Origin of the sequence: Kitasatospora sp. NPDC088391 (assembly GCF_044753345.1) — a bacterium.
In the GTDB taxonomy this organism is placed as follows: domain Bacteria; phylum Actinomycetota; class Actinomycetes; order Streptomycetales; family Streptomycetaceae; genus Kitasatospora.
Genome location: NZ_JBIVNB010000003.1, coordinates 681,330 through 707,702, shown reverse-complemented (window position 1 = coordinate 707,702; position 26,373 = coordinate 681,330). Strand labels below are relative to the sequence as shown.

20 protein-coding genes and 1 tRNA gene are annotated in these 26,373 nt (G+C 74.1%); 2 read left to right on the top strand and 19 right to left on the bottom strand.

From position 1 onward, the window contains the following. Positions 1 to 39: 39 nt before the first annotated feature. From ACIQBJ_RS11900 to ACIQBJ_RS11875, 6 genes are all read right to left on the bottom strand, one after another. Positions 40 to 1,254, bottom strand: a complete 1,215-nt coding sequence (locus tag ACIQBJ_RS11900) for a ketosynthase chain-length factor (RefSeq protein WP_400707582.1) — start codon at positions 1,252 to 1,254, stop codon at positions 40 to 42. Continuing rightward, positions 1,251 to 2,522: a beta-ketoacyl-[acyl-carrier-protein] synthase family protein gene (locus ACIQBJ_RS11895; protein WP_400707579.1), complete on the bottom strand. Its 1,272-nt coding sequence runs from the start codon at positions 2,520 to 2,522 to the stop codon at positions 1,251 to 1,253. The genes ACIQBJ_RS11900 and ACIQBJ_RS11895 overlap by 4 nt, the downstream gene beginning before the upstream one ends. Continuing rightward, a complete protein-coding gene (locus ACIQBJ_RS11890; RefSeq protein ID WP_400707576.1) occupies positions 2,519 to 2,848 on the bottom strand; it encodes a TcmI family type II polyketide cyclase in 330 nt (109 codons plus the stop codon). The genes ACIQBJ_RS11895 and ACIQBJ_RS11890 overlap by 4 nt, the downstream gene beginning before the upstream one ends. 160 nt (positions 2,849 to 3,008) lie before the next feature. Beyond that, a complete protein-coding gene (locus ACIQBJ_RS11885; RefSeq protein WP_400708139.1) occupies positions 3,009 to 4,772 on the bottom strand; it encodes an acetyl/propionyl/methylcrotonyl-CoA carboxylase subunit alpha in 1,764 nt (587 codons plus the stop codon). A gap of 179 nt (positions 4,773 to 4,951) precedes the next feature. Continuing rightward, the gene (locus ACIQBJ_RS11880; protein ID WP_400707573.1) at positions 4,952 to 5,887 is read right to left on the bottom strand and encodes an NAD-dependent epimerase/dehydratase family protein; all 936 of its coding nucleotides are present in this window, start codon (positions 5,885 to 5,887) and stop codon (positions 4,952 to 4,954) included. A 5-nt stretch (positions 5,888 to 5,892) separates the two neighbouring features. Next, positions 5,893 to 6,846, bottom strand: coding sequence for a ScbA/BarX family gamma-butyrolactone biosynthesis protein (locus ACIQBJ_RS11875; protein WP_400707570.1), 954 nt, complete (start codon positions 6,844 to 6,846; stop codon positions 5,893 to 5,895). A gap of 458 nt (positions 6,847 to 7,304) precedes the next feature. On the opposite strand from ACIQBJ_RS11875, the gene ACIQBJ_RS11870 reads away from it, so the two are divergent. Further along, positions 7,305 to 8,084, top strand: coding sequence for a response regulator transcription factor (locus ACIQBJ_RS11870; protein ID WP_400707567.1), 780 nt, complete (start codon positions 7,305 to 7,307; stop codon positions 8,082 to 8,084). A 210-nt stretch (positions 8,085 to 8,294) separates the two neighbouring features. After that, the gene (locus tag ACIQBJ_RS11865) at positions 8,295 to 8,918 is read left to right on the top strand and encodes a ScbR family autoregulator-binding transcription factor (protein ID WP_400707564.1); all 624 of its coding nucleotides are present in this window, start codon (positions 8,295 to 8,297) and stop codon (positions 8,916 to 8,918) included. A 68-nt stretch (positions 8,919 to 8,986) separates the two neighbouring features. Here ACIQBJ_RS11865 and ACIQBJ_RS11860 read toward each other — a convergent pair whose 3' ends face one another. The 13 genes from ACIQBJ_RS11860 to bldG all read right to left on the bottom strand — a co-directional run bounded on the left by ACIQBJ_RS11860 (position 8,987) and on the right by bldG (position 26,225). Then, positions 8,987 to 9,625, bottom strand: a complete 639-nt coding sequence (locus tag ACIQBJ_RS11860; RefSeq protein WP_400707561.1) for a TetR family transcriptional regulator — start codon at positions 9,623 to 9,625, stop codon at positions 8,987 to 8,989. Between the two features lie 388 nt (positions 9,626 to 10,013). Beyond that, a tRNA-Thr gene (locus tag ACIQBJ_RS11855) sits at positions 10,014 to 10,087 on the bottom strand. Between the two features lie 108 nt (positions 10,088 to 10,195). Further along, the gene (gene leuE, locus ACIQBJ_RS11850) at positions 10,196 to 10,852 is read right to left on the bottom strand and encodes a leucine efflux protein LeuE (RefSeq protein ID WP_400707558.1); all 657 of its coding nucleotides are present in this window, start codon (positions 10,850 to 10,852) and stop codon (positions 10,196 to 10,198) included. Between the two features lie 154 nt (positions 10,853 to 11,006). Then, positions 11,007 to 12,605, bottom strand: coding sequence for an alpha/beta hydrolase (locus ACIQBJ_RS11845; protein WP_400707555.1), 1,599 nt, complete (start codon positions 12,603 to 12,605; stop codon positions 11,007 to 11,009). 248 nt (positions 12,606 to 12,853) lie between these two features. After that, positions 12,854 to 13,933 carry a hypothetical protein gene (locus ACIQBJ_RS11840; protein ID WP_400707552.1) on the bottom strand — a complete coding sequence of 360 codons (1,080 nt, stop codon included), beginning with the start codon at positions 13,931 to 13,933 and terminating at the stop codon, positions 12,854 to 12,856. Positions 13,934 to 14,165: 232 nt separating this feature from the next. After that, positions 14,166 to 15,374 (bottom strand): DNA polymerase III subunit delta', encoded by a 1,209-nt coding sequence (locus ACIQBJ_RS11835; protein WP_400707549.1) that lies wholly within the window; start codon positions 15,372 to 15,374, stop codon positions 14,166 to 14,168. Between the two features lie 124 nt (positions 15,375 to 15,498). Next, positions 15,499 to 18,651 (bottom strand): dTMP kinase, encoded by a 3,153-nt coding sequence (gene tmk, locus ACIQBJ_RS11830; RefSeq protein ID WP_400707546.1) that lies wholly within the window; start codon positions 18,649 to 18,651, stop codon positions 15,499 to 15,501. A gap of 78 nt (positions 18,652 to 18,729) precedes the next feature. Then, positions 18,730 to 21,600 (bottom strand): type I DNA topoisomerase, encoded by a 2,871-nt coding sequence (gene topA, locus ACIQBJ_RS11825; RefSeq protein WP_400707543.1) that lies wholly within the window; start codon positions 21,598 to 21,600, stop codon positions 18,730 to 18,732. A gap of 372 nt (positions 21,601 to 21,972) precedes the next feature. Further along, complete coding sequence (locus ACIQBJ_RS11820; RefSeq protein ID WP_400707540.1) at positions 21,973 to 22,509, bottom strand: DUF3592 domain-containing protein; 537 nt, start codon at positions 22,507 to 22,509, stop codon at positions 21,973 to 21,975. Positions 22,510 to 22,715: 206 nt separating this feature from the next. After that, entirely contained in the window at positions 22,716 to 24,251 is a 1,536-nt protein-coding gene (locus ACIQBJ_RS11815) for a methyltransferase (RefSeq protein WP_400707537.1), read from the bottom strand. A 144-nt stretch (positions 24,252 to 24,395) separates the two neighbouring features. Then, positions 24,396 to 25,052, bottom strand: coding sequence for a small secreted protein (locus ACIQBJ_RS11810; protein ID WP_400707534.1), 657 nt, complete (start codon positions 25,050 to 25,052; stop codon positions 24,396 to 24,398). 231 nt (positions 25,053 to 25,283) lie between these two features. Next, positions 25,284 to 25,700 carry an ATP-binding protein gene (locus tag ACIQBJ_RS11805; protein WP_400707531.1) on the bottom strand — a complete coding sequence of 139 codons (417 nt, stop codon included), beginning with the start codon at positions 25,698 to 25,700 and terminating at the stop codon, positions 25,284 to 25,286. Positions 25,701 to 25,883: 183 nt separating this feature from the next. Further along, positions 25,884 to 26,225, bottom strand: a complete 342-nt coding sequence (bldG, locus tag ACIQBJ_RS11800; RefSeq protein ID WP_400707528.1) for an anti-sigma factor antagonist BldG — start codon at positions 26,223 to 26,225, stop codon at positions 25,884 to 25,886. Positions 26,226 to 26,373 lie beyond the last annotated feature (148 nt).

The following is a 26,373-nucleotide window of genomic DNA, read 5'->3' as shown; positions in this document are numbered from 1 at the left end:
GCCCTTTCTGACGATGTGAATGGGTTTCGGTGCGGTGGATCAGTCGGTGGCGCGGACCACGACCGCGGAGTTGAAGCCGCCGTAGCCGCGGGCCAGCACCAGCGCGGTGCGCACCCGGGCGGTCCGGGGCTGCGGGCCGACCAGGTCCAGGCCCAGCGACTCGTCCGCGTTGACGTTGACGGTCGGCGGGATCAGGCCCTCCTCGATGGCCAGCAGCGCGGTCGCGATGTCCAGCGGCGCGGCGCCGGAGTACAGCCGGCCGGTCATGGTCTTCGGGGCGGTCACCGGGACGCCGCAGACGCCGAACACCGCGCACAGCGCCTCGGCCTCGACCCGGTCCAGCTCCGGCACGCCCGCCGCGTCCGCGAACACCACGTCCACGTCCTCGGGGCGGGTGCCGGCGTCGGCCAGCGCCAGCTCGATCGCCTTGCGCAGCGCGGGCTCCCGGCCGCTGCCCGGCTTCGGGTCGAAGGTCGCGCCGTAGCCGGCGATCTCCCCGTACACCCGGGCGCCGCGGGCCTGCGCCGACGCCGCCGACTCCATGATCAGGATCGCGCCGCCCTCGCCCGGCACGTAGCCGGACGCCTCGGTGTCGAAGGGCAGGTAGGCGCGGGCCGGTTCGTCGCTGGTGGTCATCCGGCCCGCGGCCTGCTGCGCGACCCAGCCCCACGGGCAGATCGAGGCGTCCACCGAGCCGGTGACGATCACCGGGGTGCCCTTGCGGATCAGCCGGCGGCCGTGCGCCACCGCGTCGATCCCGCCCGCCTCGTCGCTGACGATGACGCCGCTCGGGCCCTTCATGCCGTTGCGGATCGAGATCTGACCGCTGTTCACCGCGTAGAACCAGGCGAAGGACTGGTACGCGGACACGAACTGGCTGCCCTGGCCCCAGAGCTTCTCCAGCTCGTTCTGGCCGAACTCGAAGCCGCCCGAGGAGGACGCGGTGACCACGCCCATGTCGTACGCGGGCAGGTCCTTCGGGTCCAGCCCGGCGTCCTTCAGCGCCCAGTCGGCGGCGACCAGCGCCAGCCGGGTCATCCGGTCGGTCTGCGGGATCAGCCGGCTCGGCAGGTGGTCCTCGGCGACGAAGCCGGGCACCTCCCCCGCCAGCGTCGACGGGTACGAGGCCGGGTCGAACCGGGTGACCCGGCCGATGCCGCTCTTCCCGGCCCGGGTCGCCGCCCAGTAGTCGGCCGTGCCGAGGCCGTTCGGGGCCGCGATGCCGATGCCGGTCACCACCACCGGGGTACTCATGCCAAGCTCCTCTCGGGCCGCGCCAGCACCATGGCGCTCTGGAAGCCGCCGAACCCGCTGCCCACCGTCAGCACCGCGTCGGTCCGCTGCTCGCGGGCCGTCAGCGGGACGTAGTCCAGGTCGCAGTCCGGGTCGGGGGTGTGCAGGTTGGCCGTCGGCGGCACCACGTGGTGCTCCATGGCCAGCGCGGAGGCGGCGATCTCGATCGAGCCGATCGCCCCCAGCGAGTGCCCCACCATCGACTTGATGGAGCTGACGGGGGTGGCGTACGCGTGGTCGCCCAGGCTGCGCTTGAACGCCGCGGTCTCGTGCCGGTCGTTCTGCTTGGTGCCGGAGCCGTGCGCGTTGATGTAGTCGATCGCGGTCGGGTTCATCCGGGCCTCGCCCAGCGCCGCGTCGATCGCCTCGGCCATCTCCGCGCCGTCCGCCCGCAGACCCGTCATGTGGTACGCGTTCGAGCGGGTCGCGTAGCCGGCGATCTCCGCGTAGATGTGCGCGCCGCGGGCCTTCGCGCTCTCCAGCTCCTCCAGTACGAACACCGCCGCGCCCTCGCCCAGCACGAAGCCGTTGCGGGAGGCGTCGAACGGCCGGGAGGCGTGCGCCGGGTCGTCGTGCCGCGGAGTGGTGGCCTTGATCGCGTCGAAGCAGGCCATGGTGATCGGCGAGATCGGGGCGTCCGAGGAGCCCGCGATCATCACGTCGGCGGTGCCCTCGCGGATCAGCTCCACCGCGTGGCCGACCGAGTCGATGCCGGAGGTGCAGCCGGTGGAGACCACCGTGCTCGGGCCCTGCGCGCCCAGGTCCCAGGAGACCTCGGCGGCGAAGGAGCTCGGCACCAGGTAGTTGTAGAGGTGCGGGACGGCGTAGGTGTGGTCCACCAGGTGCAGCCGGCCGCCGTCGCTGACGACGTTGTACTCCTGGTCCAGGCCCATGGTCGCGCCGACCGCGCTGCCGATGGTCACCCCGACCCGGTACGGGTCCGCCCAGTCCGCGGTGATGCCGCTGTCCGCCACCGCGCCGCGCGCCGCGACCACCGCGAACTGCGCGGCCCGGTCCATCCGGCGGATCTCCTGCGGCGTCAGGCCGTGGTCGGCCGGCTCGAAGTCGATCTCCGCCGCGACCTTGGACCGGAACGGCGCCGGGTCGAAGAAGGTGATGCCGCGGGTCGCGGTGCGGCCCTCGCTCAGCAGGTCCCAGAACGCCTTGCGCCCGACGCCGCCGGGCGCGATCACCTCGATGCCGGTGATCACCACGCGACGGCCGCTCATGCGGACGCCTCCCACTGGTAGAAGCGCTGCGCCATCGCGTCCGACGGGGACTTCCAGGTCTTCGGGTCGTAGGCGTCGATGAACGGCTTCAGGTCCTGGCTGATGCCGGTGAACCGCGGGTCCGTCTTGGCGCCCTCGATCCGCTCGCCGCCGTTGTCGGTGTCGAAGTCCTGGAGGTGGAAGTACAGCCCCCGGTAGTGGAACAGCTGCCGCCGGCGGGTGCCCATCCGGTGCGGCATGTCCGTGCGGTCGAACTCCCCGAAGAGCGCCGCGACGTCCAGGCTCGCCTCCGGGTCCATGCGGGCGACAATCAGCGTACTGTGCACCGTATTCCCCTTCTCGAAATCAGCGCACCTGGATACGGTGCGACCATTTGACACTCATTCTCCGAGCCCTTCTGCGCGCTTTCAACGACTCAATCGTCAGGGCATTGTCAGGGCTTCGAAAAAATCACCGGGAACGTTCCCGGAGAATTCACGCGAACGCTTACTTGATCTCGCAGAGCGCGGCGCCGCTGGAGACCGAGGCACCCACTTCGGCCTGGAGGCCGGTGACGGTGCCGGCCTTGTGGGCGTTGAGCGGCTGCTCCATCTTCATCGCCTCCAGGACGACGATCAGCTCGCCCTCGGCGACCTGCTGGCCCTCCTCGACGGCGACCTTGACGATGGTGCCCTGCATCGGCGAGGCCAGCGTGTCGCCGGACGCCGCGCCCTTCCGGGCCGCACCGCCCGCCCGCCGCTTGGTCTTCTCCGCCGCCGCCGGAACGGGCGCGCCCACCCCGAGCGAGGAGGGCAGCGAGACCTCGATCCGCTTCCCGCCGACCTCGACCACCACGTGCTCGCGCGGCGCGAGCTGCCCCTCCTCGCCGCCGGTCGCGGTGAAAGCGGTGATCCCGTTCTCGAACTCGGTCTCGATCCACCGGGTGTGCACCCCGAACTCCTTCGCCTCGCCCAGCAGTTCGGGGGCGAAGGCGGGGTCGGTGACGACGGCGCGGTGGAAGGGGAGGGCGGTGGCCATGCCGTCGACCTTGAACTCCTCCAGGGCGCGGTGGGCGCGCTGGAGGGCCTGCCTGCGGTCGGTGCCGGTGACGATCAGCTTGGCGAGCAGGGAGTCCCAGGCGGGGCCGATGACCGAGCCGGACTCGACGCCCGCGTCCAGGCGGACACCGGGGCCCGAGGGCGGGGCGAAGTGGGTGACGGTGCCGGGGGCGGGCAGGAAGTTGCGGCCCGGGTCCTCGCCGTTGATCCGGAACTCGAAGGAGTGCCCGCGGACCTCGGGGTCGTCGTACCCCAACTCCTCCCCCTCCGCGATGCGGAACATCTCGCGGACGAGGTCGAGGCCGGTGACCTCCTCGGAGACGGGGTGTTCGACCTGGAGGCGGGTGTTGACCTCGAGGAAGGAGATCAGGCCGTCCTGGGAGACCAGGAACTCGCAGGTCCCGGCGCCGACGTAGCCGGCCTCGCGCAGGATCGCCTTCGAGGCCCGGTACAGCTCGGCGTTCTGCTCGGGGGTGAGGAACGGCGCGGGGGCCTCCTCGACGAGCTTCTGGTGGCGGCGCTGCAGCGAGCAGTCGCGGGTGGAGACGACGACCACGTTGCCGTGGGAGTCGGCCAGGCACTGGGTCTCCACGTGCCGGGGCTTGTCGAGGTACTGCTCGACGAAGCACTCCCCGCGCCCGAACGCCGCCACCGCCTCGCGGACCGCGGACTCGTACAGCTCCGGGATCTCCTCCAGGGTGCGGGCGACCTTCAGGCCGCGGCCGCCGCCGCCGTAGGCGGCCTTGATCGCCACCGGCAGGCCGTGCTCGGCGGCGAACGCCACCACCTCCTGCGCGCCGGAGACCGGCTCCGGGGTGCCCGCGACCAGCGGCGCGCCGGCGCGCTGGGCCACGTGCCGGGCGGTGACCTTGTCGCCCAGGTCCCGGATCGCCTGCGGCGGCGGCCCGATCCAGGTCAGCCCGGCGTCCAGGACGGCCTGCGCGAAGTCGGCGTTCTCCGACAGGAAGCCGTAGCCCGGGTGGACCGCGTCCGCCCCCGAGTCCGCCGCGGCCTTCAACACCTTCGCGATGTCGAGGTAACTGGTCGCGGGGGTGTCACCGCCCAGCGCGTACGCCTCGTCGGCCGCCCGCACATGCAACGCGTCCCGGTCCGGCTCCGCGTACACCGCAACACTGCCGATCCCCGCATCCCGACACGCCCGGGCAACACGAACAGCGATTTCCCCGCGATTGGCGATCAATACCTTGCGCACTGTGGTGGACACATTGACTCCTCTCGGAGCCACAAGCCTGTTCGATCACCCCGGCCCGGGCAATGGCGACCGTTGCAGGAATGCGCCGGAATCACCAGGGACGGTCGCGCGCAGGCCGGTGGCGGAAAGGACTCCGCCAAGCCACCGTCAAGCGCGCGACCGGGAATTCCCCGGGAAATTCAAAGCCGGACCGGGGCGAGCAGTTCCCGGTACCACGGCGCGGCCCGCCGGAACCCGGCCGCGAACGGGGCGCCGGGCTCCAGGCCGAGCCCGGCCCAGAGCCGGCCGCACTCGAAGACGTGGTCCTTCGTCAGCAGGTCCAGCCGGTCCGGGTCCAGGCCGTCCGCGGCCAGCGCCGCCCGGGCCGCCCGCTCGTCCACCTCCCGCTCCGGCCGGGGCAGGCCGGCCGCCTCGGCGACCGCCGCCAGCAGGGCGCGCACCGGCACCGGCTCGGGGTGCCCGGCGTGGTGCACCGCCCCGCGGCCGACGGTCGGCGCGAGCGCCGCCCCGACCAGCAGCCGGGCCAGGTCGCGGACGTCGATCAGGGTGCTCCGGGCCGGCCAGCCGTCGACCGCCCCGGGCAACGCCCGCAGCAGCCGGGCCAGGCCGGGGCCGACCCAGCGGTCGCCGTCCCCGTAGACCAGGTGCGGGCGCAGCACCACGCCGCCCTCGGCGAGCACCGCGTCCTCGGCCAGCGCCCGGCTGCGCGAGGTGGGCGAGCCGGGCCGCCGCTCCAACTCCTCCGGCCTGGCGTCCCGGAACACGCCCCGGCCGTACACCGAGGCGGTGCTGAGCTGGACGATCCGGCCGACCCCGGCCCGCCGGGCCTCGGCGACCAGCGCGGCGGTGCCGCGGGCGTTGACGGCGTGGTTGGCCGCCTCGTCCCCGCCGATCTGCGCGGCGCAGTGCACCAGCACGTCGACGCCCGCGCAGACCCCGCGCAGGGTGCGCGGGTCGGCCAGGTCGGCGGCGACGGTCTGCAGTCCGTCGTCGGCGGCCGGGACGGGGCTGCGGTGCCGCAGCACCCGCAACCCGACGGCCTGGCGGCGCAGTTCGCGGACCACCCGGCGGCCGACGAAGCCGGAGCCGCCGGTGACCAGCACGGTGGGGGTCACGGCGTTCACCGGGGCCGCGGGAGCAGGCGGAGGTCCGAGCGGAAGACGGTGCCGCCCTCCTGCACCCCGCGCACCCGGACGGTCCGTCCGCCGCAGTCGCCGTCCGGCCCGACCTCGGCCTCGATCCAGCACGGCGCGTCGAGCTCGACGTACTTGGTGAAGTCGGTGGTGGCGGCGGTCAGCACGGCGTCGGTCAGCCCGGTGGCGGCGTACGCGGCCTGCCGGGCGGCCTCCAGCAGCACCATGCCGGGGACGTGGTCGACGGGGTGGTCGAAGAAGATCGGGTGCCCGGTGTCGACCCGGAGCTGCCAGCGGTCGCGGTCGCCGGGCAGCGGGCGGGCCAGCACCACGTGGCCGACGCCGGGACGGCCGACCTCGGTGTGCGGGAGCGCGCCGAGCGGCAGCGGGACGGGCGCCCCGAGCGGGCGGCCCTCGCGCAGCCGCCGGTAGACCACCGGGCTCAGACATCGGAAGCCGGCCGTGGCGGTGGCCATCGGGCGGCCGTCCCGGACGGCGGTGATGTGGTAGCGCATCTCGCTGAGCGCGCGGCCGCGCCGCACGATGTCGCTGCAGCTGGTGCGGAGTTCGACCTCGGTGGGGACGCCCTCGGCCAGGAACAGGTCCGGCCCGGCCTCGAAGGACATGTCCCACATCAGGAACTGGTGGCCGAACGGCACGTCGAACTCGGCGTGCGCGAGCAGCGCGCCGGCCTGCCGGACGGACTCCACCAGCAGCATCGGGTCCTGGTAGCCGCGCTCCTGGGCGAACAGCGCGTGGCCCCGCGGCCACTGCGCCCGGACCACGAACTCCGGTACGCCGTCGGCGCGTTCTTCTTCGACGGTGTCCCAGTTGGTGAGCAGCACCTCCGCCACGGCGGCGCGGTGCACGTACTCCCGGGGAACAGTGCAGGTCAGTGCGGTGCGCGGAAGTTCTTGGACCTTACCGGTGAGACTGGGCATGTGCGTGGCACTCCTGTCATGGGCAGGCAGGGGCAGCGGACACTTCGCGGGCCGCCCCCTCGACCAACGTCTGTGACGCCAAGATACAGACAAGTTGGTCCGGTTTATCAAGCCCTCATCGGAGATCCTCATCCGGACGGTCGCCGACCGCGTCGCCGAACCGGCCGGGAGCTGCCACTTTGCCGAGGAACCGCGAGCAAACATGACGGCCTGTACGATTCAGTTGCACCGGACCCCGCGCGGCCCCAACTGCCTTACAGGCGAACGTGACAGCGAATGATGCACGGATGTCCCGGTTTGCCCGGCCAAGGTTGACGGCCCGTTACCCGGAGGGGTCGGATCGGCTACATCAACCTCACCCGTACTTCCGTTGACAATCAGACAGGTCTGTTTGATATCTTCGCAGTGGCGAGTGCACAACTGACCGTGAAGACGAGGGCGTGCCCGAGGAGGACCAGATGAACCGGCCGGCCGTGGACATACTCGAACCACCGACCGGGCGCCGGCCCCGGCCCTACCCCGCCACCCCACCCGCCCCGCCGGCCGCCAGAGGCAGCCAGGCGCTCCGGGTCCTGGTGGTGGAGAACGACAGCCGTGCGGCGGACGCCCTGCTCCAGGGGCTGACCAGACAGGGCTACGCCGCGTACGGCGTCGGCACCGGCGCCGAGGCCCTGCGCGGACACCCCGACGCGGAGCTCATCCTGCTCGACCTGGACCTGCCCGACCTGGACGGCCTGGAGGTCTGCCGCGGCATCCGCGCGGTCAGCAACACCCCGATCATCACCGTGACCGCGCGCAGCTCCGAGCTGGACCGGGTGCTCGGCCTCCAGGCCGGGTCGGACGACTACCTGGTCAAGCCGTACGGCTTCCGCGAACTGCTGGCCCGGATGGACGCGGTGATGCGCCGGGTGCACGCCCAGCCGCCGGCCAGCCCGGTGATCACCCACGGGGCGCTGTGGATCGACGTCGGAGCCCGGGTCGCCACCCTCGGCGGCGTCCCGGTCGACCTCACCCGGAAGGAGTTCGACCTGCTGCACCTGCTGGCCTCGCAGCCCGGCACGGTGATCTCCCGCCGCCAGATCATGGCCCAGGTCTGGGACGACGCCTGGTCCCCGCGCGGCCGCACGGTCGACACCCACGTCGGCACGCTGCGCGCCAAGCTGGGCACCGAGTGGATCATCACGGTGCGCGGGATCGGCTTCCGGCTCGGCCTGGGCGAGGCCCCGACGGCGTCCTAGGCAGCGTCCTGGGTCCGGTCCCCGTCCCGGACCGAGGTCCGGAACCGAGGGGTGTCGCACTTCCCCGGCGCGAACCCCAGGTAGTACCCCCGCTCCCCTTGCGTCCCGAGCACAACACTGTCACCGTTCGAGCGAGGGACGATAGGATACAGACCGATCTGTTGAAATTTCTCGAGCGAGCTCGGGCGAGCGAGATGGGACGGCGGCGACATGGCGCAGCAGGAACGCGGTAAGCGGTCACGGCAGTCGATCCTGGAAGCGGCCGCCCGCGTCTTCGACGAACGCGGCTACGAGGCCGCCAGCACCAACGAGATCCTGGCCCACACCGGGCTGACCCGCGGCTCGCTGTACCACCACTTCCCGTCCAAGGAAGCCATCGCGCTGGCCCTGGTCGACGCCCACGCGGAGGCCCTCGCGCCGCCCGACCATCCGGTACGCATCCAGGCGATGATCGACCTGACGCTCCGCTTCGCGGACCGGCTGCGGACCGACCCGGTCCTGCGGGCGAGCGTGCGCCTGACGATCGAGCAGACCTCGTTCGGGTACCCGCCGCTGACTGCCTACGAGCAGTCGGTCGAGACGATCCTGGGTCTGCTGCAGGAGGCCGAGGCGCAGAACGAACTGCTCCCCGGCACCGACATCCATGCCGCGACGGCCACCGTCGTCGGCTCCTTCACCGGCCTGCAGATCATGTCCCGGGCCTACTCGGACCGCCAGGACCTGCCCGAACGGGTCGGCGCCTTCTGGGACTTCCTGCTCCCCGGCCTGGTCATCCCCGGCCTGATCGGCCGCCTCCGGACGACGCCGCCGATCCCGGTGGCCGTCGCCTCCTGACCACTCTCCCACCCCCCGTGCGGGCGCCCCGCGGCCATCGGCCGCGGGGCGCCCGTGCGTCCGGGGGCTCAGCTCGCGCCGGCCGGCTCGGCCTCGGCACCCGCGCCCGCACCGAGCACCGTGACGGCGGCCCCCGGCGGCACCCGGACCTGGACCCCTCCCGGGGTGTCGCACAGCGGGCGCAGCAGCCGCCACATCCGCTCCGAGGCGGCGGCCTCCCACCAGGCGGCGTCGGCCCGGCCCAGTGACTCCAGGCCGGCCGCCACCACCACCATCAGGTCCGCCAGGTCCTCGCCCGCCGACCGTCCGTCGTGCGCCTTCACCAGCCGGGTCCGCACCTCGGCCAGCAGCTCGTCGCGCAACTGCGGCGGTCGTTCCGACCCGTCCACCGCCAGCCGCAGCCCGGCCCGGACGATCTCCTCCCCGGCCACGGCGCCGAACAGCGCGACCAGGAACCGCTCGGGAGCCCCCTCGGGCTCCCCCGCGAACGCCTCCTCCATCAGCACCAGCACCCGCGCCCTGGCCTGCGCGTAGACCTCCGCGACCAGCTCCGCGGTGGAGGAGAAATGGTGGTACAGCGCGCCGCGGGTCACCCCCGCCCGGGCACAGATGTTGACCAGGCCGGCATCGGCGAGCGCGCCGTCGGCGATCAGCTCCGCCGTGGCCTCGACCAGGGTCTGCCGTGTCTGGCTGGACCGCGTCTGCATCAGGGCACCTGCCTTCTCTCCCGGACCACCTGTCCACACGCACGGCAAAGCCGCCGTAGGCCGTGCCGACCTGCGCGCCCCCGCGCCAAATCATACAACCATGCCTGTTTTATCGGACCCCCCGTATGCAGAACAAGCCCGCCGGACCCTTGTTGACCCCTCAACCAACCATGCCGTACTGGGAGTTGTCATATGACCCGCCCGCAAAGCGGAGCCCGCCCCCGCCACATAATCAAACAACCTTGCACGTAAAACCCTCGCACCCCCGTCGAGCCCGACAGCCCCCCGCCCGGCCCCACCCCGGCACCGCCCCGACTCCACCGGCACCGCCCCCGGAGAACGCGAAAGCCCGGACCACGAAGATCGTGGTCCGGGCTTTCACCGTCCGAGCCGCCTATGGGATTCGAACCCATGACCTACGCATTACGAGTGCGTTGCTCTGGCCAACTGAGCTAAGGCGGCGCCGCGGCCGCTGCGACCGGCCCCGTGGGGTCAAGGTTCGCATCGGCAACGCGGGCCAGTCTACACAGTTTCCGGAGGTGATCCGCACGAGGAGCGGGGCGGGCGGGGTCAGGCGGAGGAGACCGCGAGCTTGGCGGCGAAGCCCGCGAAGAGGACGGCGACGGAGGAGGTGAGACCGGCCGAGAGGCGCTTGCGGCGGCGGAAGGCGGTGGCGAGCGTGGTGCCGGTGAAGATCAGCAGGGAGAGGTAGAGGAAGGAGAAGGTCTGCAGGACGCCGCCGAGGAGCGCGAAGGACAGGACGGGGGCGCTGTAGGAGGTGTCGACGAACTGGGTGAAGAAGGAGAGCAGGAAGAGGATCGCCTTGGGGTTGAGCAGGCTGATCACCAGGGCCCGCCGGAAGGGCCGCTCGGTGTCCTCGCCGGCCGCGCCGTCCGCCGCGTCCGCCGCCGCGGTCTCCGCCCGCTCGCGCCACATCTGCCGGGCGGCCCGCAGCATGCCGAGGCCGATCCAGAGCAGGTACGCCGCACCGCCGAACTTGACCACCGCGAAGACCGCGGGGTTGGCCCGGAGCAGCGAGGCGGCCCCGAGCGAGGTCAGGCTGATCAGGACGAGGTCGCCGAGGAAGACGCCGCAGGCGGCGCGGTAGCCGGTGCGGACGCCCTTGCGGGCGGCGACCGAGAGCACGTAGAGGGAGTTGGGTCCGGGCAGCAGGACGATGACCAGTGCGCCGAGGACGTAGGTGGTCAGGTCGTGGACTCCGAGCACTGCGGTCTCCAGGAGGCGGGCGGGAGCGGGTACGCCGAAGGGGCTGCGCCATGGTAGCTGCCAGCCCCTTCGTACGTGGACACTCCTGACATGACTGTTCGGACACAGTCCCGGCGGACCGGCGGACGGACAGACCGCCGCACCGGCCGGCCCGTCAGTCGGTGCAGACCTTCCCGTTGGCCGGGGCCTCCCCGCCGAGCAGGTAGCGGTTGACCGCGTCGTCGATGCAGGTGTTGCGCCGCTGGTACGCGGTGTGGCCGTCGCCCTCGTAGGTGAGCAGCCGCCCGGACTCCAGCTGCCCGGCCAGCGACTTCGCCCAGGCGTAGGGGGTGGCCGGGTCGCGGGTGGTGCCGACCACCAGGATCGGGTCGGCCCCGGCCGCCCGGACGGTGTGCGGGGCGCCGGTCGCCCTGACCGGCCAGTACGCGCAGCCGAGCGCCATCCAGGCCATGTCCCGGCCGAAGTGCGGCGCGGCCTGCTCGAACGCGGGCACCGCTGCGGCGACCCCGGCCGGGTCGGCGAACGGGGCGGGCAGGTCGAGGCAGTTGACCGCCATGTTGGCGAACATCAGGTTCTCGTAGCTGCCGTCCTTGGAGCGCCCGTAGTACTGGTCGGCGAGCTTCAGCAGCCCGGACCCGTCACCGGCCTGGGCGGTGGTGAGCGCCGAGCGCAGGTACGGCCAGAGTGCCTCCGCGTACATCGCCTGGGCGACGCCGGTGAGCGCCAGCGCCTCGGTCAGCGGCCGGGTCTCCTCGGTCGGCAGCGGCTGCGCGTCGAGCTTCTTGAACAGCGCGGTCAGCCGGTCCCCGGCCTCCTGCTCGGTGCGGCCGACGGGGCAGTCGGTGCGCTTGACGCAGTCCTTCGCGAACGCCTTCCAGGCGGTCTCGAAGCCCCCGGCCTGGGCCAGGTTGCCGGCCGCGGCGTCCAGCGACGGGTCCATCGCGCCGTCCAGCACCACCTTGCCGACCTTGCTCGGGAACAGCCCGGCGTAGGTGGCGCCCAGGAAGGTGCCGTAGGACTTGCCGACGTAGTTGAGCTTCTTGTCCCCGACCAGCGCCCGCAGCACGTCCATGTCCCGGGCCGCCTCGACGGTCGAGACGTGGCCCAGCAGGTCGCCCGCCCTGCTCGCGCAGCCGGCCGCGAACTCCTTGTCGACGGCCACCAGGGCGTCGGTCTCGGCCCGGTCGTCGGGGGTGAGGTCGGTGGCGGTGTAGGTGTCCATCCGGTCCCCGGCCAGGCAAGTGATCGGCGCGGACTTCCCCACCCCGCGCGGGTCGAAGCCCACCAGGTCGTAGCCGGAGCGGACGCCGGAGTCGTAGCGGGCCGCGATGCTCTGCACGTACTCGACGGCGGAGCCGCCCGGGCCGCCCGGATTGAGCAGCAGCGAGCCCAGCCGGTGCGCCTTGTCGGCCGCCGGGCGGCGGATCGCGGCCAGCACCACGTCGTGGCCGTCGCCCGGGTGCGCGTAGTCCAGCGGCACCTTGAAGGTGCTGCACTCGAAGTCCGGCTCGCACGCCTTCCAGCTCAACTGCTGCGCGTAGTAAGGGGCGAGAGCGGCCGACGGCTCGACGGGCAGCGGCTCCAGCGGGGTCGCGCCGGCCGCCGGCGAGGACGAGGCGCCGGGCAGGCTGTCGGCGGACTTGCCGGGGGCGGCGTCCGGCGCCGGATGGCCCGAGGTGCAGCCCGCGAGCAGCAGCGAGGCCGCGGCCACCAGCGCGGCGGCGGGCACCAGCCCGGTCCGGGCGACTCTCATCAGTTGGGTCCTCTCCCCTCGGTGCGGGCGGGCCGGCCCTGCCGACCCGACGCCCCCGGCCGACACCGGGAGGCCCGAGCCTAGCCGCCACCGCCGCACCCTCCGTGCACGCCCGCCCCGACCGCCCCGCACCCACCCCCGCCCGGCCGATCATCACACCGCCGATCGCACCAACCCGACCCGCCGAACGGCCGCACCCCGAACGACCGCACCCCGAACGACCGGCCCCCGAACGACCGGACCGCCACTCACGGCTTGGCGAGCTTCTCCGCCAGGTACTGCACCGCGACCCGCACCAGCCGCAGCCGCTCCCGGTCCGCCGTGTAGTCCTGCACCACGTCGGAGGTCCGCACCTCGGCCCGCGACCGGGCGTCCCGCAGCGCCGACTGCACCGCCCGCGCCGAGGCCGACGCCTCGCCGTCCCGCTTCGCCGAGGCCAGCAGCAGCCGGGCCGTCACCGCCCCCGGGGCCTCGGCCGCCGCCCCGGTCAGCGCCTTCGCGTCGTACCGGCCGGAGACCGCGGCGGCCGCGCCGTACAGGTCGGGCCGGGCCAGGCCGGCCGCCGCCGCGCAGGGGGCGCCACCGTCCACCCCGAGGACGCTCCAGCCGCCGGGGCCGGCCGGCAGGGTGCGGAAGGCCGCGGCGACGGCGGTGCGCAGCACCGCGTCGTCGGCGACGGCCTGCGGGGCGGCCGCGACCAGGTCGCAGGGGTGGCCGGTGCCACTGGGCGCCTCGGGCGCGACCACCACGAACGGGCGGGACTTCCCCTGCTGCACGGCCGAGGCCACACCGTCGAAGACGTCCGGCAGATCGGCGTCCGCGGTCCGCCCGGCCGTGCCGGAGTGCAGCACGATCACCGGGAACCGGGCCGCCGGGTCCTGCCCGTACTCGGCGGGCAGCCAGACCCGGACCGCCCGCGCCCGCCCGTCCGGCCCGGGCACCGCCCCCTGCAGCAGCTCCCCGCCCGCCGCCCGGCCCACGCTGCCGAACGGCACCGCCACCGGCGGGGGCGCGGACGAGGGCGCGGAAACCGCCCGGTCCGCGCTGCCCGCCACCGCCTGCCGCTCCGCCCCGGCCGCCGCCACCGCCCGCGGCGCCGGGCCCCGCCCCGGCCGCTCCCCCAGCAGCACCGCCACGCCGAGCGCGCTCACACAGGTCAGGCAGAGCGCCGCCGCCCCGGCCCGCACCAGCACCGGCCGGGTCTCGGCCGCCAACTCGTAGGTCTGCGCCGCCCGCAGATCCCGCCAGCGGAGCATCGCCGACCGGGCCAGCCAACTGCCCGCCACCGCGGCCACCAGCAACAACAGGACGAGGAGCGAACGGGGCATGGGGACGCACCACCTCGGGGAAGGACCGGCCGCCGGACGCGGACGCGCGGTCAGTGCACAGGGTGCACAACCGCGCGCCCACCGAACCCCAGCAGGTACGGGCGACTCCCCACGTTCACTCGAACGAGCGACCGGCCGACGGTCCGTCCGCCCCCGGCCGCCCCACGAACCCACAGCTCCGGGCGCCCTGACAGCCCGTCAGCACCATCGCGGGGAACGGCCCGACGCCCCGTCAGCCCGCCCGCAGCGCCACCGTCATCGCCTCGACCGCCAGCAGCGGGTCCACGTTCCGGTCCAGCGCCCGCCGACAGGCCAGCACCGCCTCGATCCGGCGCAGCGTGTTCTCGGGGGCGCCCTCCCCGGCCAGCCGCTGCAGGGCGGGCCGCTGGTCCTCGTTCGACAGCGTGCCGCCCGCGCCCAGCTGCAGGGCCAGCACGTCCCGGTAGAAGCCCAGCAGGTCGCCCAGCGCGACGCCCAGCGTCTCCCGCCTGGTCCGGGTGGCCCGGCTCTTCTGCCGCTTCTCCAGCTCCTTCACCGCACCGGCCATGCCGCGCGGCGCCCGACTGCCCTCCGCCGCGCCGTACGCGGCCTTCAGGTCGTCGGTCTCCTTGGCGTCCTGGGTCTCCGCCAGCGCCTCCGCGTCCGCCTTCGCGGTGTCGACCAGGCGCTGCGCCGCCGCCAGGCAGCCGCCGATGTCGCCGACCTCCAGCGGAATCCGCAGCACCTCGGCCCGCCGCGACCTGGCCTGCTCGTCCACCGCGAGGCGCCGCGAGCGGTCGATGTCGCCCTGCCCGGCCAGCGCGGCGATCCGCGCCTCCGCCGGCTCCACGCCGTCCCGCCGGATCAGCATGTCCGCCACCGCGTCCGCGGGGGGCGTGCGCAGCACCAGCAGGCGGCAGCGCGAGCGGATCGTCGGCAGCACGTCCTGCACCGACGGCGCGCACAGCAGCCACACCGTCCGCGGCGAGGGCTCCTCGACGCCCTTCAGCAGCGCGTTCGCCGCCGACTCGGTCAGCCGGTGCGCGGCGTCCACCAGGATCACCGACCAGCGCCCGCCGGTCGGGTAGCTCGCCGCCCGCAGCACCAGGTCGCGCATGTCGCCGACGCCGATCGACAGGCCGTCCGTCCGGACCTGCTTCACGTCCGCGTGACTGCCCGACAGGACGGTGTGGCAGCCGTCGCAGAACCCGCAGCCCGGCGTCCCGCCCAGCTCCAGGTCCGGGCTGGTGCACTGGAGCGCCGCCGCGAAGGCCCGGGCCGCCGTCACCTGCCCGGCCCCGGGAGGGCCGGTGAACAGCCAGGCGTGCGTCATCAGCGAGGCGTTCGCACCCGCCACGGCCTCGCCCCGCCCGGCCGCCGCCGTCGCCCGGGCCGCCCGCGCCGCCGCCTGCAACTGCTCGACCACCCGGTCCTGGCCGACCAGGTCGTCCCACACACTCACGCCGCGCTCCTCCTCGCCGTCACCCCGACGAGCCTAACGCCGCCCGGGGACAGGCCCCGCGAACCGCGACAGCGGGACGGCGCGGGCGGCGGCAGGACGGCGGCGGGACCGCGCGGGCGGGCGCTCAGTCCTTGCGCCGACGCCAGCCCCGCTTGGGCTGCTCCTCCTCCTGCGGCTGCTCGGCCTCCGGCTCCTCCGCCTCCCAGCGGGCCCACTCCTCGCGGGAGCCGAGCAGACTGTCCGTCAGGCTGGGCAGGTCGTCCAGCGGGGTCTCCTCCGCCCAGTCCGGCCGGGGCCGCAGCTCACGGGTGCGGGCCGAGTCGTCCTCGTCCCGGAACAGGCCCTCCGGCACCCGCCCGGCGGCGCCCTGCGCCTTCGGCAGCTCCGCCGTTCCGTCGAGCGACGGCTTCGGCAGCTCCCGGGTGCTCTCCGCCTCCGTCGCGCCGCCCTTCCCGCCGACCGGCTTCTCCGGCGCGACCACGGCCTTCGGCAGCACCGCGGTCTCCTCGACCTTCGGGAGCACCGCCGTCTCCTCGACCTTCGGGAGCACCGCCGTCTCCTCGACCTTCGGGAGCACCGCCGTCTCCTCGACCTTGGGGAGCACCGCCGTCTCCTCGACCGCCTTCGGCAGCACCGCGGTCTCCGCCACGGCCGCCGCCGGGGCCTCCGCCGCCTTCCGGGCCTCCTCGGCCCGCTGCAACGCCTCCTCGGCGCGCCGACGCTGCTCCTCCCGCTGCAGCTCGCGCTGGCGCGCGAACTCGGCCCGGGCGGCCTCCTCGGCGGCGGCCTTGCGGGCGGCCTCGGCCTCCGCCGCCCGGCGGGCCTCCTCCGCGGCGCGCTGCTTCGCGGCCTCCTCGGCCCGGCGCGCGGCCTCCGCCTCGGCGGCGATCCGGGCGGCCTCGGCGGCCTTGCGGGCCTCCTCGGCCCGGACCTCGGCGGCCTCGGCCTCGGCCAGCCGCTCCTTCTCGGCCTGCTCGGCGCGGAGCTCCTCCAGCAGCGCGAGGCGCTTGCGCTCGGCCTCCTCGGCGGCCTTGCGGGCAGCCTCGGCCTCGGCGGCGCGCCGGGCGGCCTCCTCGCGGGCCTTCCGCTCCTGCTCGGCCTTGGCGACCTTCTCCTGGTCGGAGAGCGGCAGTTCGCGGTCCAGGCGGTGCCGGATCGAGGTGGTGACGGCAGCGGCCGCCTGCGAGCCGTCGACGACCAGGTAGCGGGCCGGGTCGGCGGCGGCGAGCGCCAGGAAGCCGGAGCGGACCCGCTGGTGGAACTCGGTGGGCTCGGACTCCAGCCGGTCCAGCGCCTCGGTGAAGCGGTCCCGCGCGGCGGTCGGGTCGACGTCCAGCACGACCGTCAGGTCGGGCACCAGGCCGCCGGTGGCCCAGCGGGAGATCCGGGCGACCTCGGTCGCGGCGAGGTCGCGCCCGGCGCCCTGGTAGGCGATGGACGAGTCCATGTAGCGGTCGGTGATCACGACGGCGCCGCGCTCCAGCGCGGGCCGGATCACGTTCTCGACATGCTCGGCCCGGTCGGCGGCGTAGATCAGCGCCTCGGCGCGGTGCGAGAGCCCGGTGTTGCCGACGTCCAGCACCAGGGCGCGCAGCCGCTGGCCGATCGGGGAGCCGCCGGGCTCGCGGGTCAGGACGACCTCGTGGCCCTTGGCCCGGATCCACTCGGCGAGGGCCTGCGCCTGGGTGGACTTCCCGGCGCCGTCGCCGCCCTCCAGCGCGATGAAGTAGCCCTGGCCGGCGACCCGGTGCGGGGCGGCCTCGGCCTGGCCCCGGACGGCCTGGGCGAGTTCCCGGCCGAACGGGACGACGCCGCGCTGGTCGTCGGTCTTCAGCAGCACGATCGCGGCCAGCACCAGGGTGAGCAGTCCGGCCGTGGCCACGGCGAGGGCCGCGCCGCCGTGGATGAAGGTGAAGCTCCCGGTGCCGGGCGTGCCGACCACGACCTGCCCGTAGCCGGCGGCGATCAGCGGCATGCCGACCAGCGCGGCGGCGACGACCAGCCGCAGCACGGCGTACAGGTGCTCGACGACCTTGCCGACCCGGATCTCCTCGATCTCCTGGGCGAGCAGGCCGCGGCCGGTGGCGATGACCACGCCGGCGGCCAGGCCGGCCAGCACGGTGAAGAGCAGCACCAGCACGAAGTCCAGCACCAGGCCGGCCAGGATCAGCGAGGCCCCGGCGGTGACCAGGCCGAGCGCCAGCAGGCGGCGGCGGGACAGGCCGGGCAGGGTGGCGCGGCTGAGCCGGATGCCGAGCGCGGGGGCGCCGGCCGCGGCGAGCACCAGCAGGCCGTAGCCGATCGGGCCGGCCAGGTGCTCGCCCGCGGTGAGCAGGCCGAGCGAGGCGACGCCCGCCATCGAGGCGTACGCGGCGGCGATCGAGAAGGTGAAGTAGGGGGCGGAGCCGGTGCGGCCCTTCTTCAGCGACGGGCCGGGCGTGGAGTCCGTCGGCGCCCGCAGGCCCTGCAGCGGGGAGCGCGGCGCGGAGGCCGCCCCGGCGGGGAGTTCCTGGAAGTACAGCAGCCCGGCGTTGACCAGGAACAGCACGGCGGTGCCGAGCGCGGCGCAGACCAGCTGGTGGGTGCGGAGCCCGTGCAGGCCGACCGCGGCGAAGACGTTGTTGACCAGGGTCAGCGCGATCAGGCCGCCCGCGGCCAGCGGGACGGCGGCCCAGCCGGTGCGCAGGTCGAGGGTGCGGACCGCGTCCAGCGAGGCGGCGGCCGGCGGCCCGGGCTGTTCGGGGACGGCCAGCAGTGCGGGGACGGCGGCGGCCTTGCCGATGGTCCAGACCCGGTCGGCGACGCCGCCCAGGAAGACCGAGGCGAGCAGCACCCAGACCGCCGAGCCCGGGGCCCAGACCGTCCACCAGGGGGCCAGGCCGATCAGCACGGCCCGGACCAGGTCCGCGCCGAGCAGTGCCCAGCGCCGGTCGATCCGGCCGCCGACCAGGGCGTGCACGGGGCGGAGCAGGACGGCGCCGATCAGCCCGGTGGCGAGCAGCCGGGCCGCGAACAGCGCGGCGACGGCGAACGCCAGGCCCCGGTAGCCGTGCCCGAACCGGCCGCCGAGCCCGGCCGCCACCACGGTGAGCGGGACGAGCACCAGCACGGACAGCCGGTCGGCGGTGCCGCCGAGCAGCTGGGTGGTCCACAGCTTCCGGTAGGGACGCAGCCGCAGCAGCGCGCGGGCCCGTTCCCCGGGCGTCCCGGCGGGAGCGACCTCGGGGAGGCCGGGGGCGGCGTTGCCTGCGGGGGTGGGCGGCTGCTCGCTCGTCATACGGTCAGCGTAGCGAGTGCCGGGCCCCGGCCTTAACGGGCCTGCCCGGATTCGAACAGGCCCGTTACGGAGTATCCGTCAGCTCTCCTCGGACGGGGCGTCGGCGGCACCCTTCCGCACCGCCACCTTCTTCGCCGCCGTGCTCTTCGCCGCGGCGGTCTTCTTGACCGCGGTCTTCTTCGCCACCGTCTTCTTCGCCACCGTCTTCGTGGCGGCGGCCTTCGTGGCGGTGGCCTTCTTGGCGGCGGTGGCCTTCTTCGCGGGCGCCTTCTTGGCCGTCTTCTTCACCGGCCCGCGGGCGCGCTTCTCGGCCAGCAGCTCGAACGCCCGCTCGGGGGTGATCGTCTCGACCTCGTCGTCCTTGCGGAGCGTCGCGTTGGTCTCCCCGTCGGTGACGTACGGGCCGAACCGGCCGTCCTTGACCACCACCGGCTTCTCGCTGACCGGGTCGTTGCCCAGCTCCTTCAGCGGCGGCGCGGCCGCGGCCCGGCCGCGGGCCTTCGGCTGGGCGTAGATCGCCAGCGCCTCGTCCAGCGTGATGTCGAACAGCTGCTCCTCACCGGTGAGCGAACGGGAGTCGGTGCCGCGCTTGAGGTACGGGCCGTAGCGGCCGTTCTGCGCGGTGATCTCGTTGCCCTCGGCGTCGGTGCCGACGACGCGCGGCAGCGAGAGCAGCTTCAGCGCGTCCTCCAGCGTCACGGTGTCCAGGTCCATCGACTTGAACAGCGAGGCGGTGCGCGGCTTGACGGCGTTCTTGCCGGTCTTCGGCGTGCCCTCGGGCAGCACCTCGGTGACGTACGGGCCGAACCGGCCGGCCTTGGCGACCAGCGGGTTGCCACTGACCGGGTCGGTGCCGAGCTCGCGCTCGCCGCTGGGCCGGTTGAACAGCTCCTCGGCGAGTTCGACGGTCAGCTCGTCCGGCGGCATCTCCTCGGGCACGTCGGCGCGCTGGCCGGGCTCGCCCTCGACGGCGGAGGGCCGCTCCACGTACGGGCCGTAGCGGCCGACCCGGAGCACGATGCCGTCGCCGACCGGGAAGGAGCTGATCTCCCGGGCGTCGATCGCGCCGAGGTCGGTGACGAGCTCCTTCAGGCCGCCCAGGTGGTCGCCGTCGCCGTTCCCGGCCTCGGCGGCACTGCCCGCGCCCTCGCCCTCGCCGAAGTAGAAGAGCTTCAGCCACGGCACGGACTCGGCCTGGCCGGCCGCGATCCGGTCGAGGTCGTCCTCCATCTTCGCGGTGAAGTCGTAGTCGACGAGCCGGCCGAAGTGCTTCTCCAGCAGGTTGACCACGGCGAAGGAGAGGAAGGAGGGCACCAGGGCGGTGCCCTTCTTGAACACGTACTTGCGGTTGATGATCGTGTCGATGATCGACGCGTACGTGGACGGGCGGCCGATCTCGCGGTCTTCCAGCTCCTTGACCAGCGAGGCCTCGGTGTAGCGGGCCGGCGGCTTGGTGGCGTGGCCCTCGGGGGTGAGCTTCTCGGCGGCCAGCGGGTCGCCCTCGGTGACCTGCGGCAGCCGGCGCTCGCGGTCGTCCAGCTCGGCGTTCGGGTCGTCGGCGCCCTCGACGTACGCCTTCAGGAAGCCGTGGAAGGTGATGATCTTGCCGGAGGCGGAGAACTCGGCGTCCCGCCCGTCGGCGGAGCGGCCGCCGACCCGGACGGTGACGGACTGGCCGACCGCGTCCTTCATCTGGGAGGCGACGGTGCGCATCCAGATCAGCTCGTACAGCCGGAAGTCGTCGCCGCCCAGCCCGGTCTCGGCGGGCGTCCGGAACCGGTCGCCGGACGGGCGGATCGCCTCGTGCGCCTCCTGGGCGTTCTTCACCTTGGAGGCGTAGGTGCGCGGCGCGTCCGGCAGGTAGTCGGCCCCGTACAGCTGGGTGACCTGGGTGCGGGCGGCCTTGACCGCGGTGTCCGACAGCGTGGTCGAGTCGGTGCGCATGTAGGTGATGAAGCCGTTCTCGTACAGCTTCTGCGCCACCTGCATGGTGCGCTTGGCGCCGAAGCCGAGCTTGCGGCTGGCCTCCTGCTGCAGCGTGGTGGTGCGGAACGGCGCGTACGGGGAGCGGCGGTACGGCTTGGACTCGACGGCGCGGACGCTGAACGCGGTCTGCTGCAGCGCGGCGGCCAGCGTGCGGGCGGCCTGCTCGTCCAGGTGCAGCGTGGTGGCGGCGTTCTTCAGCTGCCCGTCGGAGCCGAAGTCGCGGCCGGTGGCGACCCGCTTGCCGTCCACCGCGACCAGCCGGGCCCCGAAGGACTCCGGGTTCGCCGCGTCGGCGGAGGTGCGGCCGGTGCCGAAGGTGCCGACCAGGTCCCAGTACGAGGCGGAGGTGAAGGCGATCCGCTCCCGCTCGCGCTCGACGACGAGGCGGGTGGCCACCGACTGGACGCGGCCCGCCGAGAGCTTCGGCATGACCTTCTTCCACAGCACGGGGGAGACCTCGTAGCCGTAGAGGCGGTCCAGGATGCGGCGGGTCTCCTGGGCGTCGACCAGGCGCTTGTTCAGGTGCCGCGGGTTGCGCACGGCCTCCTGGATGGCGTCCTTGGTGATCTCGTGGAAGACCATCCGGTGCACCGGCACCTTGGGCTTCAGCACTTCCTGCAGGTGCCACGCGATGGCCTCGCCCTCGCGGTCCTCATCGGTGGCGAGGAAGAGCTCGTCGGACTCCTTGAGGAGCGACTTCAGCTTGGAGACCTGGGACTTCTTGTCCGGGTTGACCACGTAGATCGGCGCGAAGTCGTGGTCCACGTCGACCCCGAGGCGGCGCACCTCTCCGGTGTACTCGTCCGGGACCTCGGCTGCCGTGCCGGGCAGGTCGCGGATGTGACCGACACTGGCCTCGACGATGTAGCCGGGACCGAGGTAGCCCTTGATCGTCTTGGCCTTGGCCGGCGACTCAACGATGACGAGTCGCTTGCCGTGCGCGGTCTCGCTGCTCGGGGACACCTTCGCTCTTCTCTCCCGGTCGTTTACCAAAGCTCCTGGGCCTTCACGGTGCGACGGCCCCACCAGCGGAGTGTGACCGTACCCCGGCCACTCTTGTCAAACGGACGGTTCCTGCTTTTTCACCGGCAAGGCCGACCGACGCCACTCGAACGGTAACCCGATGGCCGGTGTTCGGGCATGTCTTTCCCGGGCAACTCCGACCGGCGCGGTCCGGCCGGGGCCGGACGGGACCGGTCCCGGGGAGCGGTCGGAACCCGTCCCGGGGCACTCCGGACGGCCCGGCGGAGCAGGGCGAACGGCGGTACGATGCCCGGCCGCGGTGACCGTCCGCGACGGGACCGACGGACCCGGCGGGCCCGCGCCGCGGCGGCGTCAGCGCAGGGCGAGGGCGAGCAGGGTCAGCCCGCCGGCCAGCGCGGAGGTGCCGAGCAGCGCCCAGAACAGGTCCGCGGGCAGCGAGGGCAGGTCCTCGTGCGCCGCCAGCACCACCCGGTCCGGGCGGCGCGGGTCGTAGGCCACCTGGACGGCCGTGCCCGGGGCCAGCCGCGCCGGACGGCGCAGCGGGGTGTGCCCGCGCGGACGGGCCAGCACCGGCCGGTCCGGCTCGCCGGGCAGGACGGTCGGCCGCAGCTCGTGGACGGAGCCGTGGACGTTCCACGCCCCGGAGGCCCCTGAGGTCCCGGAGGCCGCCGACACCACGGGCTCCACGGGCTCCACCGGGTACGAGAGCAGCGGGCTGCTGTCCATCCCGCCCCCGGCGTCCGGGTCGGCCAGCACCCGGGCGGTCGCCGGGACACCGGAGCGGCGCAGACGGTGGCGAAGGCGCAGTTCCACGGCGCACCAGAGCAGCAGCGCGCTCCCGAAGACCGCCAGGACCGCCCCGCCCACCAGTGTCGTCGGCGTCTCCACCCGGTCCTCCCCGCCCTGTCCACAGCCTGTGGACAGCACCCTGGCAGCCGGTGGACAACCCGCAGCGGCCCCCGGACGTCCACTCGGCCACGCCCGGGCGACCGCGCGGTGAACACGGCCTCCGGCGGGCCCGCCCGGTGACCAATCTCACCGCGCCGGGGCCGCGCCGGAGCCGGGGCGGGGCCCGGAGCGGCCGAGCGCCGGGCTCAGCGGACGGGTTCGACGAACCCCTGCTCGACCAGCAGCCGCAGCGACTCGGGCACCCGCTCGCGGAGCTCCGCCCGGTCCTCGCCGAGCAGCTGGGCGATCGCGTCGACGATCTCCCCGGCCGTCAGGGTGCCGTCGCAGACGCCGGCGAAGCCCGCGCCGACGGTGTCCACCTTGGTGGCCCGCCGCATGCCCCGGTTGTGGCGCAGCACCACGTGCTCCGGGTCCTCCGAGCCGGGCTCGCCGATCTGCTCCTGCACCACCTCGTCGGCGAGCAGGTAGCGGGCGGCCAGCAGCCCGGCGTCGTCGTGCCCGCGCAGGAAGTCCTGCCGGGCGAACCACTCCTCGATGTGCGGGCCGAGCGGCTGCTCCACCGGGTGCGGCCACTCCTCGATCCGCACCACCGGGTCGGCGGCGCCGGAGGCCCGCAGGACGATCCAGCCGAAGCCGACGGCCTCCACCCCGGCGGCCTCGAAGCCGTCCAGCCACTCCTCGTACCGGGCGGTGTACTCCGGGCCCCGGTGGTCGCCGCCGTCGCGCAGCCACAGCTCGGCGTACTGGACGACGTCCTGCACCTCGCGCTGCACCACCCAGGCGTCCAGGCCGGTGCCGGCGACCCAGCCGGCCAGCCGGTCGCGCCAGTCCTCGCCCCTGACGTGCTGCCAGTTCGCCAGCAGCTGGCAGTAGCCGCCGGGCTCCAGGTGCGCGGCGGCGCCGCGGACCACGCTGCGGCACAGCTCGTCGCCGGCCATCCCGCCGTCCCGGTAGGTGAACCGGCCGGCCGGGGAGATCACGAACGGCGGGTTGGAGACGATCAGGTCGAAGCGCCGGTCGCCGACCGGCTCGTACAGGCTGCCCCCGGCGGTCTCCACCTGCGCGAAGCCGGAGAGCGCGGCGGTCAGCCGGGTGAAGTCCAGGGCGCGCGGGTTGAGGTCGGTGGCGGTGACCCGCTGGGCGTGCCGGGCCGCGTGCAGCGCCTGCACGCCGGAGCCGGAGCCCAGGTCCAGCACCTCGCGGACCGGCCGGCGCACCGTCAGGTTGGCCAGCGTGGTGGACGCGCCGCCGACCCCGAGCACCAGGTCGCGCCGCTCGACCCCGGCGTCGGTGCGGCCCGAGCCGATGCCGCCCGCGCCGCCGACGGCGCAGCCGAGGTCGGACACCACCCAGGCGTCCGCGCTGGGCAGGCCCGCGACCTCGTCGGCGTACGGCCGGACGTCCACGGTGGCGCGCACCCGCTCGCCGTCCGCCGCCAGCCAGCCGTCGGCCAGCAGGGCTTCGACCGGCAGCGCCGCCTCGGCGGCGGACCGCGGCACCGGCTGCTGCAGCAGGAACAGCCGCACCAGGGTCTCCAGCGGCGTCCCGCCCCGGGTCGCCCGCAGCGCCGGAACGGCCTCGCTGCGGGCCAGCGCCGCGTACGCGGTCGGGCCGAGCAGGTCGAGCAGTCCGTCGGCGGTGAAGGCGGCCTTCAGCAGCGCCTCGCGGAACTCCGCCGAACGGTCGGCGTCAAGAACGGGAAGTACGGGGCTGTTCGTCACCCCGCCATTCTCCCCCGTCGCGGACCGCCCGCCGGCACCCGCCCGTGACGGCGGGCCCGGGCGGCGGGCCGGACGGGGCGTCAACTCCCGCCCGCGATCCGGCCGGAAACCGCCCTCGCGGGGCCGCGCCGCCGCTCCGGACCGTCAGCTCGCGGTGGACGACGGCGCGACGGAGCCCGCGGGCTGCGGGGCGCCGTCGGACGGGGCCCCGGACGGGGCCGCGCCGCCGGGCGCGGCGGAGCCGGACGGGTCGGCGGCGGGCGCACCGGCACCGGCCGCGGGGGCCTTGCAGCCGCTCTGCTTCTTGATCGCGTCGCCCAGGTCGCCGCTCTGCAGGGTGCCCAGCGCGGAGGTGGACACCTGGGAGAGGCGCTGCACCTGGTCGCCGACGCTGCGCAGGCCGTCCGCGAACTTGGCCTGGTCGCCGCTGGCCAGCCCGTCCAGCTTCTTCTGCGCGTCCAGGTAGCCCTGCGCCACCTGCTTCAGCTCGTTGACGGCGTCCTGCTGGACCTTCGCCCCGCTGTCGATCTTCGGCGCGCCGGCCTTCTGCACGGCGTCGGCCAGCTGCTGGTTGGTGGCGGCGAGCGTGGCGAGGTCCGCGGACAGCCGCTTCTGCAGGTCGGCGGGGGCCTCGCCGTCCTTGACGTTCCCGGTGTCGGCGAGTGCCGTCCGGGACTGTGCGATCGGGTCCCGCGCCGAGTCGCAGACGCTCTTCGCCCAGCCGTCGAGCTTCGCCGAGTCGTCGGCGGAGCAGCCGACGGCGGCGAGCGCGAGCAGCGCGCCGAGCGCGGAGACGGTCACCAGTCGCTTCTTCACCGGGGCCCTTTCGGTCGCTGACACCCGGCTCCGGGCATCGCCAGCGAACCTACACGCCCCGCCGGACCCTTCCGCCGAGCAGGACGGGGCCCGCCGACATCCGCGCAGCTCAGCGGCGGACGGCGGGCGGACGGTGAAAAGCATCACGGTGCGGGACGGACGGGACGGACCGGTGGGCACCCGGACGGAACGTCGGGCACCCCGGCCGGGGCGGCCTCAGACCGGGACGGACGCCGGGGCGATCGGCCAGCTCATCCGGATCACGCCGCCCTCGGAGCCGTTGCCGACCTCGACGTCCTCGACCAGACCGGTGATCACCGCCAGGCCGAGCGCGTCCTCGTCCTCCGGCGCGGCACCCGCGGCGCCGTCGGCCGAGCCGCCCGGGCCGGCCTCGTCGGCGACCTCGATGAGGAAGCGCTTCTCCTGCTCGGTCAGCGCGACCTTGACCGCGCCGTCCACGCCGTTGCGCCGGTGCAGCGCCACCGCGCGGGAGCAGGCCTCGCCGACGGCGAGCCGCAACTCGTCGAGCACCGACTCGTCCACCCCGGCCCGTCTGGCCACCGCGGCGGCCACCAGCCGGGCGGTGCGCACGTGCTCGGGAAGCGCGCTGAATCGAAGTTCGACGGTTGCCATGTCTCCCCTCCGGGGTTGCTCACCGCCGCCGGGCACACCGGCCCGCACGGTGGAAGCGGGAACGCCGACCTCGCCGGTCGGCCCGGGCACGGGGCCCGGCCGACCGGCGTCGGTCGATCTATCGGTCGATCAATCGATCGGTCGATCGAGAAGCTGCGACGGGAACGGCGGACCGACGGAACGTCAGTCGTTGGCCGCGACGGCCTCGTCCACCGAGTTGTGGATCGGGAACACCTTGGTCAGACCGGTGATCCGGAAGATCTTGAGGATGCGCTCCTGGTTGCAGACCAGGCGCAGCGAACCCTCGTGCGCACGCACCCGCTTCAGACCACCGACCAGCACACCGAGACCGGTGGAGTCGAGGAAGTCGACGCCCTCCATGTCGACGACCAGGTGGTAGTTGCCGTCGTTGACGAGCTCGACAAGCTGCTCGCGCAACTTGGGCGCGGTGTACACATCGATCTCGCCGCCAACCTCGACGACCGTGCGGTCGCCGACAGTACGGGTCGACAGGGACAGGTCCACGGAACCTCCAGCACCTTGCCTTGCTACGTCATTGCGACCATCAGCCCGGTGGGCCACGACCACTCGGTCGCAGAGCCAGGGCGCGGCGAACCGGCAGGTCGGAGCCTCGGCCTCGTGGCCCTCGGCCGTGCGGCCGTCACGGCTTCAT

Coding starts and splice junctions, on each gene's coding strand:
- ACIQBJ_RS11900 (WP_400707582.1), bottom strand. CDS start 1,254: ATGAGTACCCCGGTGGTGGTGACCGGCATCGGCATCGCGGCCCCGAAC.
- ACIQBJ_RS11895 (WP_400707579.1), bottom strand. CDS start 2,522: ATGAGCGGCCGTCGCGTGGTGATCACCGGCATCGAGGTGATCGCGCCC.
- ACIQBJ_RS11875 (WP_400707570.1), bottom strand. CDS start 6,846: ATGCCCAGTCTCACCGGTAAGGTCCAAGAACTTCCGCGCACCGCACTG.
- ACIQBJ_RS11870 (WP_400707567.1), top strand. CDS start 7,305: ATGAACCGGCCGGCCGTGGACATACTCGAACCACCGACCGGGCGCCGG.
- ACIQBJ_RS11865 (WP_400707564.1), top strand. CDS start 8,295: ATGGCGCAGCAGGAACGCGGTAAGCGGTCACGGCAGTCGATCCTGGAA.
- ACIQBJ_RS11860 (WP_400707561.1), bottom strand. CDS start 9,625: ATGCAGACGCGGTCCAGCCAGACACGGCAGACCCTGGTCGAGGCCACG.
- ACIQBJ_RS11845 (WP_400707555.1), bottom strand. CDS start 12,605: ATGAGAGTCGCCCGGACCGGGCTGGTGCCCGCCGCCGCGCTGGTGGCC.
- ACIQBJ_RS11840 (WP_400707552.1), bottom strand. CDS start 13,933: ATGCCCCGTTCGCTCCTCGTCCTGTTGTTGCTGGTGGCCGCGGTGGCG.
- tmk (WP_400707546.1), bottom strand. CDS start 18,651: ATGACGAGCGAGCAGCCGCCCACCCCCGCAGGCAACGCCGCCCCCGGC.
- ACIQBJ_RS11805 (WP_400707531.1), bottom strand. CDS start 25,700: ATGGCAACCGTCGAACTTCGATTCAGCGCGCTTCCCGAGCACGTGCGC.